We start from the raw sequence: 13451 nt of genomic DNA on the forward strand, positions 1-13451 counted from the left end.
GTATGAACAATATCCTGTTTACCCATTCATACTTTTTACGATTCGACCCCAAGCAATGGTCGCAGGGGCAACCTTATGCGCCATTGGGAACCATGTATGCAGCGGCGCTGATGCGGCAACAAGGGTACAACGTGGCTTTGTTTGATACTATGTTCGTGAGTAACCCGGCTGAGGTGATCCCCGCTATTGAAAACCATCGGCCCGATTTTTTTGTGATATATGACGATGGCTTTAACTACCTTACAAAAATGTGCCTCACCAACATGCGCGAGGCTGCTTTTAAAATGTGCAAACTGGCCAAAGCGCGAGGCTGCACAGTAATTGTTTCCAGTTCAGATTCAACAGATCGTTACGCCGAATACCTTGCCGAGGGCGCTGATTTTGTTATCCTCGGCGAAGCCGAACAAACCCTGCTGGAGTTAACTGATCATATTAAAGGCGGTAACACTGATTATATGGGCATTATGGGTTTAGCCTATGTTGATAATGCACAGATCACAAAAACACCCGCACGCCCGGTAATGAAAGATCTGGATAGCTTACCCTTGCCCGCCTGGGATCTGGTAGATCTGGATGCATACCGCCAAACCTGGTTAAAGCATGCCGGGTATTTTTCTATCAACATGGGGACTACCCGTGGTTGTCCTTATAAATGCAACTGGTGCGCCAAGCCTATTTATGGTAACCGGTATAACTCGCGCAGTCCGCAAAATGTGGTGAGCGAAATAAAGCTGCTCAAACAAAATTACAACATAGACCATATATGGTTTTGCGATGATATATTTGGTTTGAAACCTGGCTGGGTGCTGGAATTTGCAAAGTTTTTACAGCAGGAAGGGATTAAGATTCGTTTCAAAATACAATCTCGGGCCGATCTGCTGGCCGAGGAAGAATTGGTTATTGCCCTGGCACAATCGGGCTGTGAGAATGTATGGATAGGCGCCGAAAGCGGCTCGCAGAAAATACTGGATGCAATGGATAAGGGCACCACCATCGCGCAGATCCATACCGCTACCGGGTTGATGAAGAAACACGGCATCAAACCATCGTTTTTTATCCAGTTTGGTTACCCCGGCGAAACACGGGAAGATATAGGGCTCACCATTGATATGATAAACGCCTTGCTGCCCTTTGAAATTGGCATCTCGGTTTCGTACCCATTACCCGGCACCAGGTTTTATGAAAAGGTAAAAGCCGAGCTAAAAAAGAAAACCAACTGGACAGACTCCGACGAGATGGCCCTGATGTTTACCAACACTTTCCCGGCACCATATTATAAACAGTTGCATAGCTACGTACATCAGAATTATCATAAGCACCTGGCCAAAAATAGTTTGCTAAAGCTGGTGAAAAACCCATTGGCTATTACAGGCCGTGGACTTAAAAAAGCGCTATCAGTGTTTTACTATACCCCGCTTACTTATATCGAAAAATTAAAGCTGAACAGTTTAAAAAAAACGGTGTAATGGAAACAACAGTAAACATCAACGAGCAATTGGCGGGCGCGGCTTTCAGCAACCAATCGGGTGTATTTGATGCCTTGTATTCGGGCAATACTATAATCAATTACAAACGCGAGCGCGTGCGCAGGCATGTGCTGCAATACCTTAAACCCGACAGCAGTATCTTAGAATTAAACAGCGGCACGGGCGAAGATGCTCTGTTTTTCGCGCAGCAAGGTTTTAGAGTACATGCTACCGATATTGCTGTAGGCATGCAGGCAGAGTTGACAGATAAAGCCGCGCGCAATAATATGCAGCAACTCATTAGTGCCGAGATCTGCTCGTATACCCGGCTCCAACAGCTGAAAAACCAAGGTCATTACGACCTCATATTTTCCAATTTCGCGGGGTTAAATTGTACCAATGAATTGGATAAAGTACTAAATTCGTTTTCGGCCTTACTAAATTCCGAAGGAGTAGTTACACTAGTGATATTGCCCAAGTTTTGCCTTTGGGAGACCATAATGTTGTTTAAGGGGAAGTTTAAAACAGCGTTCCGCAGGTTTTTTAGCAGCAAGGGCAGGGTAGCGCATGTGGAAGGCGTACGTTTTAAATGCTGGTATTATAATCCATCTTTCATCAAAAAGTATTTAAGAAACGATTTTGATGTTTTGAGTATAGAGGGGTTGTGTACAATTGTGCCACCTTCGTATATCGAAGGTTTCGCTGAAAAGTATCCTGCCGCATACAAATTTTTGACTTGTGCCGAAGATAAGTTAAAAACCACCTGGCCATGGCGAAGCATAGGCGATTACTACATCATCAGCCTAAAAAAGAAGGTTTAATTATTGGGCTACCCTGTTTTCGGTTTCCTGTAAAAGGGAAACCAATTTATGTTGATATCTGGTTATCAGTTTGGCTTGAAAATTAACCGGGTCTGGTTTGGCGCAATGTTTACTGGCAGCCATACCCATTACCGTGCCTCGCATATTCAGCTTTTTCATTTGGGTTTTCTTATTCCATCTGCCGGCGGTAAATTTCATCAGCATATTATCTAACCATTCCCCTGCGCGATTATTGAGTAAAGTTTCAACCAGCGATTTTAAAAAATACTTTCTTAATGGCTTGGCGCTCGCAAGGCGCAGGTTTTTGTTAGGAAGCAGGTCTCGTGTCCAGGAGTTGGCTGCATAAAATCTTTCAAAAACGGTATCGCCCTCTAAGGGGATGAGCGTGCCCACTTCAATGGCCGTATAAATGTTCTTTTCAACTATTTGCAATTGCTCTTCATCTACATAATAGTTCATGCAGTAGTGATGCTGCTTGTTTACCAAAAAGGTAAGTTTTTTAAAGCAATGCATAAAGCTGCGCGCTATCCATAAACGTTTTTTTTCGGTGATGATGAACAGGTCGATGTCTGACTTATTATCCGCGAAATTTTTTGATAGCGAGCCCGAGATCCCCACGCCGCGCACATAGGGGAATTTTATAAGCAAACGGCCAACCTCTTTCGCTTTCTTTATAAGCTCGGCGGCCTTTTCATTCCCTGTGTTACGCCGCGCAATTAATCCGTAATCGTTTTTAAGCGAATAGTATTTATCAAACTGAAAAATCATTTTATTAAGAACCAGTGAATTCAGCGCTTCGCTAAATTCGCTTTGCCGGTATTTATTCTCCAGAAATAGAAAGATCTCGCTGTATGTTAAAGGATAATCAAACATATCAAAATAAGCGAGAGCGGCTAAAATGTTTCTTTTGATGGCTAACAAGGCTGTAAAATTTTGATACGTTTTTTAATTGGGGTATTTACATCAGCTTATACAATTATGACGTAACAAAATCCTTTTTGGTTGCCTGTAATTCAATTATATCTGCATCATTATCAGGTGGGTTAACCTTGCTTGTTTCAAATCCGGCAAAAACAAATAAGGAAAAGAAAATTGCATAAAAAAAGGTGCCCTTATCCACATCCAGCACATTCTCTGAAAACGATACTATGACTACGATAGTTAAAAAACTAAACAGCAGAAGGTCTTTCCTGCTGATGGCCAGCCTAAAAGCGAAGAATAAGGTTGCCAGGTAAATCATCAATCCCCATATGCCGGTTTTTATTAAAAAGCTGATGTATTGATTATGTGCGTTTAACCCATGCAGGTACGATCGGTAAAATTTGTTTTCAAAGTAGCGTTCTTTCAGAAGTTGTATTTCTGACCCGGAACCATGCCCGATAACGGGCGACTGCGCGACGAGTTTCATAGCCAAACCCCAGCGTGCCAGGCGGGGATCGGTAAGTTCATTATCAGAGGCTTTGCTCAGGTCTTTTTTAAGATCGTACACGTAATGATCTTTAAAAGTATCGATGCTAAAAATACCCGCGATAACCAGTACAGAAAGTGATGCAGCCACCGAAATATACTTTACTCGAAATTTCTCGCTTAAAAGGAAATAGGGTATGGCTATGTTGATGATAAACAACAGGCTTATAAATACCGATTTTGAACTGAGTTGAATAATACCTGCAGCCAGTATCGCGCAGCAAAAAATATAAAATATTTTGATGTTAAAGCTAAGCGATTGTTTAATTAAAGCATACAGCAAATAAACCAGCGCGATAGCTATCTGCATCGAAAAAAAGGTGGCATGAATATCAAACGGGGCCGAAAAATTATGATTGGTAAAAGCAGGAGATAGCATTGCCGAAATAGGGAAATGGTAATACCCTATTGTAAGCAAAACCTGTGTATATAAGTAAATTATGGACGCTGTGCACCCTAATGCAAATACGGTTAAAAAGTTATCCCGATATTTTTTAAGGCTAATGGGGTTAAGGCAAAATATAATTGGCAAAAGTAGAATTACAATTTGCCTTGCCCATTCATTAAAAGCCTGTGTTTTGTTAACGGTATACAAAGTGCCGGCCACCGTTACAAAAAACACCGATTGCAGTATTAAATTATTAAAAGTGAATACAGGCTTGATGTACTGTTTTTTTAGCTGGATAAGGGTATGCAGAGCAAGGCTTATCAGTATTAAATGGCTGTAAAACCTGTCGAAAGGCAGGCTGAGCAGCAACAGCATAATATGATAATAACTTACCTTATTCGCTACACTATCGGTTACCGGGAATAACTTTTTCATGAATATTCTTTTTATGGCATTCCAGTATAAATTCCTCGTATTCGTTTATCACCTTTTCCCAGTTAAACTGATATTGTATCTTCTGCAGGTTATTTTGCACCATCGTTTTTTCGGTGTCGTGCCGTTGTACATTTTCAACCAGGTGGCGCACTTCTGCGGCGTTATTAAAATAAAAGGCATCGGCATTCAGTACCGATTTATTGAAAGGATTATCATGCGCGGCTATCAGCGCCTCGCTGGCCATGGCCTCCAAAAGCGAAGGATTAGTACCGCCAACGCTATGCCCGTGGAAATACAGGTAAGAGTTGTTTTGCAACGACCGTACAGCGGCATTGTCAAAAATTGGCCCTTTGAACTGGATGCGGTCGTCTTTTTTAAATTTATGGGTAATGAATTTGCCAAAGCGGTTGCCGGTATCGCCCAAAACTTTAAATTTTTTGTGTGACGTACTGCTGCTAAAACCCTCCAGTATGGTTTCTATATTATTTTCGGGTTCCATCCGGGCCATTAGTAAAAAGTAGTCCTCTTTTAGCAATGCGCTTTGATCAAACTGCTCCCGTTCAAAATCGGTAAAAAGGTCGGCCCCATACGGGATGTACCTGCTGTCGATAGCATACTTATCTTTCAGGTACGTTTTTATCACCCGCGAATCGGAGATATAAGAACCGCTGTATTTTACGGCAAGTTTTTCGGCATACTTTAAAAAACGCTGTACGGGTTTCGAATATTTAGAGCGTTTCCATTCCAGGCCATCCATATTGGTAATAATAGCGCTGTTTTTAGGGTACAGCATTCCCCATATCGAACTGCTGGTGTAACCCATTATCAGTACCACATCAAACTTCCGTTTACGGGCATCCATAATACAGTTAAAATCGTATGCAAATTGCCCCGCGGCGCCCAGCAGGTATTCCGGATCGTAACAATGCACAATATCAACCCCGTTCCAGTTACTGGCGGTATAAGAGTGATTGTGCGAATTATAAACAGCAACCGAATGCCCTTTTTTAACCAGGCCTTCAGATACATACTCGGATATATGTTCAAATCCCCCGTAATTATTGGGGATGCCACGTGTACCTAAAATTGCTATTCTCAATTTCATGCGTTGTAGTTTGCTTGTAACAGGTTATAAAATTTGTTGCTACTATTTTGCCAGTTGTATTGCAGCCTTACTTGTGCAGCCACTTTCTCCATAAAGATGTTTGAAGGAGCCGTATCTATCATCTGCGATAGCTTTTGCTCAAAGTCGTTTTCATCAGCAGGATCAAATCTGTATGGTTCAAAAAAAGTGAAATCCTGCATGGCTGTTGCCGATGAACATAGCACAGGTGCGCCGCAAATAGCAGCCTCTAATGGCGGTATACCAAATCCTTCGGCTTTTGAGGGGTAAACAAACAGTTTGCAAGCCCGGTAAAACGCAGCCAAGTTTGGCTGGCTTACCTGTTTTATCCAATAAAATAGTTGCTTTTGCTCATCACTCAGGCCTTTGATCAGTTTGGTAAGGGCAGGAGTATGGATAGATTCCTTACCTATAAAAACCAATGCGATACCACGCTTATATAGTTCGAGTTTTAAATAACTTTTAAGGAGCAAAAGTTGGTTCTTTCGCGGCTCGATACGGCTGGTATACAGGATAAAGTTTTTAATACCGAACTTTTGTTCAACCGCTTTAATAGCGTGCTGCTTTGAGCTTTGAAACTGCATTAAGGCATCGTTTACGCCATTTTGGATAATGTGTACATCTGCCTCGGGGATGTTGTAATAGCTGCAAATGCGTTGTCTGGAATAGGCTGATACGGTGGTTTTAATATGCGCGCGTTTGATGCTGCTGCCAAAAAGCAGGTTCCGGCTTATACGGTACAGGAAAGAAAAATCCTGCCTGAAATCGTTAAACAAAACATCGTGCAGGGTTATTATATACTTACAACCCGGGCGGTTTTTTGGGGCGATGTATTGGAAATGGGCAAAATCAAAATGGTGTTTTTTGATGTATGCCGGGATGTCGAATATATAGCGTAACAAGCCTATCGTTCTTTTTTTGTAGCGAAGGATATTAGCTTGGGGTACTGTAGGAAAGATATTGCTGATGTTGGCTGTATCATAAGCCCCAAAATAGATATCCAGATTGGGATAGTTGACCAGCAGCTGCGTATACAACTCCCTTATAAAAGTTTGCGCACCCTGGTACTCCTTGTCAAAAACATGGGCATCAACAAATAACTTTATCTTTTTAGCTGCCATAGTTTAAACTTTTATTGTTTAATAATGTGATGGGCAGCTTTACCTTACCTAAACCGTAATTTGTTTTTGTGGAATGATAAAAGCCACGCAAAAACTTCTCGGGCAGGAAGGATAAAAGTAGTAGCAGATAGTTCTTGATATGCAACGGACTTATAGATAATGTCCTGATAAGATTTTTACGGGCCTTTTGCGGCTGATAGTTATTCCATAGGTGTTTTTTGCCTAACAGGGCATAATAAGCACCTTCCTTTATCCGCGGCGAATGTTGTTTTTTGCCTATCTGGCTTAGCTTTTGTCCGTCGGCTTCAGTAATGGTCAGGCTATTTAGAGCGGCATATTTTATTTTACGGAAGTTTATGGTACGCCATTTTTCATCAATAGTAATCGATTCGGGGTTTAAACGCACTTTAATAAGTGGTTGAGGTAGGTTGCAGGCTTTTTCGGTTTTGAGGATATTAGCCCAAAGAAAATGATCTTCAAAAGTATAGGCATGTTCGTTATACCCGCCTGCATTTATCACCACGTCCTTTTCGTAAAATACCCCCGAGTGGATAAAGGGACATACCTTATAACTTAACTGCCTTATTTCTGCAGAACTATAAGCCGCGGGCTGATGGGTAAATACATATTCGCCATCCACATCAACATAATCTGCCGCCGAACCTACGATGGAATAATCAGGGTGCGCGGTTATGAAATCGTACTGCACCTGCAACCTGTCGCGATAGCAAATGTCGTCCGCATCAAAACGGGCTATATAGGGTGCTTGCGCATGCTGCAGACCGTTGTTTAAAGCCGAGGCAACACCTTTATTTGCTTGGTTGATAACACGGATGCGGGCATCGTTAAAAGAAATGATCACGGCTAAAGTATCATCGGTAGAGCCATCGTTAACAATAAGCAGCTCGAAATTGGTAAAAGACTGCGCGAGTACGGAGTTAATTGCTTCGTGGATGTACCTGCTTGCGTTGTAAGCAGGCATTAAAACGGTTATTGCGGGGTTATGCATGTTCGAATCCTCCTGCAATACCTTGGGTTGTTTCTTTAATGTTGAGTAATAATAACAGTTCAAAAAACATCAATATGGATAACTGCTCAAACCAGTAATCGACTAATAATACGGCCATAATTAGTAGCAGTATAGGCAACCCGTAAGTAAGCTTTTTGTAATGCTTGGCAAAAAACCATAAGTAATAAACCGCGAAGGCCAGTAAGCCAAGCAATCCGTATTCTGCCCATAACTGGTCGTACACCGAAAAGGGGCTGTTTGTTAAAGAATGATACCCGGTATTTTTACTGAAAAAGTTAAGGTACAGGTCCAGATGATTGAGCATAAACGCTTGGTTGATGTAGACGTATTTATGCGGATAACCGCCCGCTATTCCCAATCCGGTTGCCCTGAAAGCCAGCTTTGATGAGAAATTTCCCATACCATCGCCCAGCAAAATTTTACCGGGGTGTTGCGCCATAAATTTGCCCGTTTGCAGTAAGCCAATAGCCTTGCCCGGGAGTGGTGGGGCAGGGATGTTTTCTGCTGAAATGGGTAGACCTGTTTTATGCCTGTCGATAAACGTAATAAGCGGATGCTGCGCCGGCAAAGGCACTTTAATACTTTGGTATGTTGCCGAATGGATATTTGCCTGTGGTAGCACAACTCTTCCTCCATCGGTGCGGATAATTGCTGGGTCTAACCGTTTGGGGGTGTGTTTATTTACCCTGATATACTCGGCCATGCTTAAGCTATCCAAATAAAGGGTGGCTATTTTTTCTTTACGTTGATCGGGGGTAAGTTCCGAGTCGGGCCTGTCGACAAGAGGGGTTTCCTTAACCTGTGGTTTTATATGATGCTTTGGATATCTCTCCAGTATATCTGCAATTGTTTCGTCAACGTATTGGTTATTTTGTGGGGATACTTTAGCCATAAAAACTACCAGCATCATCAGGCATGCCAGCATCATGCTTTTTTGGTTGCGGGTACTCCTGAAAGCAAACAGCAAAGCCATAATAAGCAGCAATGTTATGTTGATGAAGTTGCTACCGGTAAGCAATAAGGTTGCCATACAAACCAAGAGCATAACAGGCTTGCCCCTTACCAAAAAGTAGATAACGCCCATGGCATTTATCACCGCGTTGGTGGTGGAGGTATCAAAGGTTAATCCCCTGATGTAATCGCCGGTGCCGATGAAATATTTTTGATACTGCCCCTGGTACAGGTAAGGGTTAAGGGCTTTTATCTCCCATATAATGCTCAGCAGGTTTAATGCGGAAAATGCAACGTTAATAATAAAAAACAGCATCAGGGTATTGTGTATGGTTACCAATGATCTGCCCTCTACCGATAGCTTAACCTGGTGTATAGCCAGTATACACAGCACCCAAAAAACGATACCGGTACAAAAGGCTATCAGGTAATTGGTGTGGGTATAGCCGCCATTAATTAGCATCCCCACAAAGGCTAATGCTATGATGAGCAGGTAAAAAAGCGGCAGCCTTGAATTGTTAAACTTAAAGCCAAACTTAAAATCGAACTGTAACAGATAAATAAGCGCTATGGCAGGAATTTTTATAGCCAGCTTTACGTTTAGAAACAGCACAAGTAGCACCAATAGTTTCCAGTCGGCGTAACTTGTCCATTTTTTACGATCGAATTTTGTAAGGCTGATTGCCATCCCTCATTTATTGTTTACGGATAGAATGTATAAGCCTTTCGCGGCCATTTTACATGGGCACTGGTAGCATCCCCGGTGTATATAATCCTCAAAAACAATACGGACTAAAAATTAGAATGGTTGCTTTACATCTGCGGATAAAATGGAATTTATGTGCTAAAAAGTTTCCGGGTGGCATGGTAATCGGCAGGTCTTATTTGGGCGGTGATAAACAAGAGCGCAATGTAGAGTGTCACCGCTAAGACCGGTGCGATATTGGGGTTTAAAAAGTATGTTTTCGCAATTACACAGGATAGCACGGCGCAAAGTATACAGGCCAGTAAATTAAACCAAAGTCTGTTAAAACCCGCCATTGGGTACTTGATCATATAATACACCGACTGTACTATAGTTGCTGCTAAGAAAGCTGCCGCAGCACCTTCATTGCTGTAGATGGGAATAAGCACAACATCAAGCAAAACGTTTACTAACAGGGTGATGATAAAGCCTTTCAGGATCATTTTCATTCGCCCATTTGCAAAATGTATGGTCCACAAAAAATTATTGAGATATAAAAAGGGGATGCATAGGCTAAGAATGAATATGGTTTTGGTATTTACCGATCCATATTTTCCGGCTGTAACAGCATCAATAGCCGGCGACCAAAGCGTATTTATTAACACAATGGTTAAGGCCGCTATAATCATTTCGGTTTTTAATAACAGTTTAAGCGGGCCTGTGTCGATGTCATCCTGCTTAAATAATTTGGTAAACCATGGCAACAGCAGCGGCGCTATTGCCAGCAGGGGTAGGGTAGACATTTCAAAAACTTTATAGGCAAAGCTATACTCGGCCAGTTTTATAGCCGAAACGGTGAAGCCTATAAATATCCAATCGAAACGGGACATGGCCGAGGTAATTATTACAACACCCATTTGCGGTAAAGCTTCACGCAGTAAACCTATATATCCGGTTTTATTTAAGCTGATGTTCACCGGCAATCTGGTGATCCGCTTAAACAGGTAAATGCAAAACAGCAACTCTAACAGATCGCCGGCAATAAACAGGATTATTATGGTTTTTAAGGATAGGATATGTAATAAAACTAACAGGATCAGCCCGCCACCACGTACCAGGTTTGATATCACCAGCATAAAGGCCAATGGCCTAAAATGCTCCAGTCCGCTGGCGGCCTGCTTAAACGGGGTAGAGAAATAGATCATGAGCTTACCTAAGCCAATTAGTATTAAAATAGGATAAAGCCCGCCTTGCAGATCAATAAAAGTGCTGCCGGTTAGCAGAATAAAATAAAACAATAAACCCGTTAGTAAAACATGGAACAGGTAAAGCGACAGGATAGTCCCGGGTGGGTTACCCAATGCTATTTTGCGGATAGCAACTTGGTCTATCCCCAAACTAAGCAGGTTAAAAACGATAAGCAGAATTGCCAGTGCCAGGTTAAGCTGCCCAAAGCTGCTTTTATCAAGCCCGGTTGATAGTACGTAAAAAATAACCAGCCCCAATAGCTGATTAACAGCCAATTGAATTGTATTTGCCGATAGGTTACGTATTAAAGTGTTTTTCAAGAGCGTTAATATTCAACAACCAATTCCTTGTGAATGCCTTGCGTGGTTTGGGTAATGGGCTTGCTTTTTGTATATAGCCTCAAATAGGCATACTTAAGCCGGGTGTTTTTGTAAATGGCAAGGGCGATGTCAAGCCCTTCGGCACCATCCAGAAACCCAAAACGAAAAATATAATTTTTTACAAAGCCAAAAACAGGCGAAAGGTACAGCTTGGTAAACGTGGCTTTTTTGCCCATGGCATGGTATTGCCTGGCACTTAAACGGGCATAGTACACCGCTTTGCTGTTACACTCTTCTATATTTTGTACCGAGTAATGGTGCAGGTGACCGGCTATCTTCTTTATTTTAATATCATTGCATACCATCAGTTTTTCATGCACTTCGGGTTCCGACCATTTTACCGTTGTGCGGTTAAATAAGCGCAGGTGATGATCGCGCCCCCAGTTACCAAAACGGATCAGCTTTTCACCAAAGTACGACCGGAATTTGATGTCGTAAGCCACCTTAGGGTCTTGCAGATCAAGGTTGTGAAGGGCTGTTACCAGTTCCATATCCGGCAGTTCGTCGGCATCAATACTTAAGATCCAGTTGTAACGTGCAAGGGCCACACCTTTGTTTTTATTAGCCCCATAGCCGTACCAGTTTGTTTGAAACAGGCGGCAATTATATTGCCTTATGATCTGTAATGTTTCATCGGTACTGCCATTGTCAATCACCACAATATCATCTGTTATTAATGATGCCGCTTGTATGCAACCTGCAATTAATGCAGCTTCGTTTTTGGTGATGATAACAACAGAAACAGGTGCCATTTTACAATAGATATGTGAGATTCTTATTAACCGGAATATGAAATGCGGTTATAAGTAATTCGTTGAATAAGCCGCCGGGGTTGCCTGTGTATTAAGATATATTCAAATAAATATTGAGTGAAGATATTTTGTAGAGGGTATATAACACAGAAGCCCGACTTGTCAAAGCCGGGCTTCTGTTTCATTAGATCGAGTTAACGATTGAACTTTTCAGCAAACGTTTTTGCAAAATCTTCCAGTTTAGTTTTACCAAATGCGGCGGGTTTATTCAGGTCGTAATCTTCCCATAATATACCGCTTTTTGTGGCTGTGCCCATTTCAACATAGTTATTGGCAATTTCTGTTGGTAGGCCGGCTTGTTGCATGCCTTGTAATGCTTGTTCATCAGTAAACTCAACCCATTTAAGATCTGGCTGGCCAATGGCTTTGCCTAATGCTGATGCTACCTCACCCGCTGTACGCTCGTCCGAAGAAATATACCTGATACTTGTTCCTGTAAAATCCTGCTGTAACTCCTGTGCGGCAACCTCTGCAATATCATTTGGGTGCACTAACACCATGCGGGTATCAGCAGGGTAGTTTGAACCAATAAAGCCCAGGTGTTTTATCATCTCTATATTTTCGTTGAAATTAGTATAGAAAAATGCCGGGCGTAAATGCTTTATAGCTATGCCATTTAGTTTGCTATACGTTTGTTCTACATCATGTATACCGGATATCGGGCCTGTGCCGCCATCAATATGCGCACCTATACTACTCAGATTCACCACTTTTTTCACGCCCGAAGCTTGTATCGCATCAGCATAATTCTTGCCTATGTCGCCAATATATTGCCTGTAGTTTGTTGCACCGAAATTATTGGGCACCATTGTATATATGGCATCGGCACCTTTAAATGCATTTGTTAAAAAGGCAACATCCTCTACCGGGCCAATGGCCGGAATAGCGCCCAGTTTTTCAATCTCTGCCAATTTATTTTCACTGCTGCTGATAACTGTTACCTGATGACCCGCCTGAACTAATGTTTTTGCCAGCGATTTGCTGATGTTCCCTAATGAACCTGTTAATGTAATTTTCATGATAATTTTATTTTTGATTTGTTGGATACAAAGGTATATTTGTACTTACTTTTATACAAGTACTTACCCTAAAGTATGTATCAATGACAGCCATCAAAGAAAGCTCGACAAGAAACGAAAACAAGGAAATGTCTATCAGCGCCTGCCCGGTAAGCTATGTAATGAACAAGATAGGCGGGCACTGGAAGCCTGTTATCCTGTATCAGCTAATGAGCGGCCCCAAACGGTATAGCGAATTAAGAAAAGCGATCCCCACAATTACCGAAAAAATGCTGATTCAGCACCTTAAGCAATTACAGACCGATGACCTGGTGATACGTACAGCCGAGCCGGTTGTGCCCCCCTTTGTAACCTATAAACTTAGCAAGGTAGGTGAAAGCCTTACACCGGTATTAAACGCCATTGCAAATTGGGGTTATGCACAAACCGGCAGGTAACAGGAAAAATACTTTTAAAAATTTCCCTTGTGCAATTGTTTCATTATTAGTGACTTGCAAGGCGATGC

General features: G+C 42.0%; 12 protein-coding genes. 3 read left to right on the top strand and 9 right to left on the bottom strand.

Going from position 1 to position 13451, the window contains the following annotated elements; all coding sequences use genetic code 11:
• Positions 1–2: 2 nt before the first annotated feature.
• The gene (locus tag NPE20_RS13890) at positions 3–1466 is read left to right on the top strand and encodes a B12-binding domain-containing radical SAM protein (protein ID WP_256539265.1); all 1464 of its coding nucleotides are present in this window, start codon (positions 3–5) and stop codon (positions 1464–1466) included.
• Positions 1466–2287, top strand: a complete 822-nt coding sequence (locus NPE20_RS13895) for a class I SAM-dependent methyltransferase (RefSeq protein ID WP_256539266.1) — start codon at positions 1466–1468, stop codon at positions 2285–2287. Before NPE20_RS13890 ends, NPE20_RS13895 begins: the two co-directional genes overlap by 1 nt.
• Here NPE20_RS13895 and NPE20_RS13900 read toward each other — a convergent pair whose 3' ends face one another.
• The 9 genes from NPE20_RS13900 to NPE20_RS13940 all read right to left on the bottom strand — a co-directional run bounded on the left by NPE20_RS13900 (position 2288) and on the right by NPE20_RS13940 (position 12946).
• On the bottom strand, positions 2288–3208 hold the full coding sequence (locus NPE20_RS13900; protein WP_256539267.1) for a hypothetical protein: 921 nt from the start codon (positions 3206–3208) through the stop codon (positions 2288–2290).
• A gap of 55 nt (positions 3209–3263) precedes the next feature.
• On the bottom strand, positions 3264–4577 hold the full coding sequence (locus tag NPE20_RS13905; RefSeq protein WP_256539268.1) for an O-antigen ligase family protein: 1314 nt from the start codon (positions 4575–4577) through the stop codon (positions 3264–3266).
• A complete protein-coding gene (locus NPE20_RS13910; protein ID WP_256539269.1) occupies positions 4549–5682 on the bottom strand; it encodes a DUF1972 domain-containing protein in 1134 nt (377 codons plus the stop codon). The genes NPE20_RS13905 and NPE20_RS13910 overlap by 29 nt, the downstream gene beginning before the upstream one ends.
• Entirely contained in the window at positions 5679–6821 is a 1143-nt protein-coding gene (locus NPE20_RS13915) for a glycosyltransferase family 4 protein (RefSeq protein WP_256539270.1), read from the bottom strand. The genes NPE20_RS13910 and NPE20_RS13915 overlap by 4 nt, the downstream gene beginning before the upstream one ends.
• Positions 6811–7830 carry a glycosyltransferase gene (locus NPE20_RS13920; RefSeq protein ID WP_256539271.1) on the bottom strand — a complete coding sequence of 340 codons (1020 nt, stop codon included), beginning with the start codon at positions 7828–7830 and terminating at the stop codon, positions 6811–6813. Before NPE20_RS13920 ends, NPE20_RS13915 begins: the two co-directional genes overlap by 11 nt.
• Positions 7823–9490, bottom strand: a complete 1668-nt coding sequence (locus NPE20_RS13925) for an O-antigen ligase family protein (protein ID WP_256539272.1) — start codon at positions 9488–9490, stop codon at positions 7823–7825. The genes NPE20_RS13920 and NPE20_RS13925 overlap by 8 nt, the downstream gene beginning before the upstream one ends.
• A 149-nt stretch (positions 9491–9639) precedes the next feature.
• The gene (locus tag NPE20_RS13930) at positions 9640–11055 is read right to left on the bottom strand and encodes an oligosaccharide flippase family protein (protein ID WP_256539273.1); all 1416 of its coding nucleotides are present in this window, start codon (positions 11053–11055) and stop codon (positions 9640–9642) included.
• 5 nt (positions 11056–11060) lie between these two features.
• Positions 11061–11867, bottom strand: coding sequence for a glycosyltransferase family 2 protein (locus NPE20_RS13935; RefSeq protein WP_256539274.1), 807 nt, complete (start codon positions 11865–11867; stop codon positions 11061–11063).
• 194 nt (positions 11868–12061) lie between these two features.
• Entirely contained in the window at positions 12062–12946 is an 885-nt protein-coding gene (locus NPE20_RS13940) for an NmrA family NAD(P)-binding protein (RefSeq protein WP_256539275.1), read from the bottom strand.
• Positions 12947–13029: 83 nt separating this feature from the next.
• Here NPE20_RS13940 and NPE20_RS13945 point away from each other — a divergent pair, with 83 nt between their 5' ends.
• Positions 13030–13383 (top strand): winged helix-turn-helix transcriptional regulator, encoded by a 354-nt coding sequence (locus tag NPE20_RS13945; protein WP_256539276.1) that lies wholly within the window; start codon positions 13030–13032, stop codon positions 13381–13383.
• Positions 13384–13451 lie beyond the last annotated feature (68 nt).

Source organism: Mucilaginibacter aquariorum (genome assembly GCF_024498135.1).
In the GTDB taxonomy this organism is placed as follows: domain Bacteria; phylum Bacteroidota; class Bacteroidia; order Sphingobacteriales; family Sphingobacteriaceae; genus Mucilaginibacter; species Mucilaginibacter aquariorum.

Coding starts and splice junctions, on each gene's coding strand:
- NPE20_RS13925 (WP_256539272.1), bottom strand. CDS start 9,490: ATGGCAATCAGCCTTACAAAATTCGATCGTAAAAAATGGACAAGTTAC.
- NPE20_RS13935 (WP_256539274.1), bottom strand. CDS start 11,867: ATGGCACCTGTTTCTGTTGTTATCATCACCAAAAACGAAGCTGCATTA.
- NPE20_RS13940 (WP_256539275.1), bottom strand. CDS start 12,946: ATGAAAATTACATTAACAGGTTCATTAGGGAACATCAGCAAATCGCTG.
- NPE20_RS13915 (WP_256539270.1), bottom strand. CDS start 6,821: ATGGCAGCTAAAAAGATAAAGTTATTTGTTGATGCCCATGTTTTTGAC.
- NPE20_RS13905 (WP_256539268.1), bottom strand. CDS start 4,577: ATGAAAAAGTTATTCCCGGTAACCGATAGTGTAGCGAATAAGGTAAGT.
- NPE20_RS13920 (WP_256539271.1), bottom strand. CDS start 7,830: ATGCATAACCCCGCAATAACCGTTTTAATGCCTGCTTACAACGCAAGC.
- NPE20_RS13895 (WP_256539266.1), top strand. CDS start 1,466: ATGGAAACAACAGTAAACATCAACGAGCAATTGGCGGGCGCGGCTTTC.
- NPE20_RS13890 (WP_256539265.1), top strand. CDS start 3: ATGAACAATATCCTGTTTACCCATTCATACTTTTTACGATTCGACCCC.
- NPE20_RS13910 (WP_256539269.1), bottom strand. CDS start 5,682: ATGAAATTGAGAATAGCAATTTTAGGTACACGTGGCATCCCCAATAAT.
- NPE20_RS13945 (WP_256539276.1), top strand. CDS start 13,030: ATGACAGCCATCAAAGAAAGCTCGACAAGAAACGAAAACAAGGAAATG.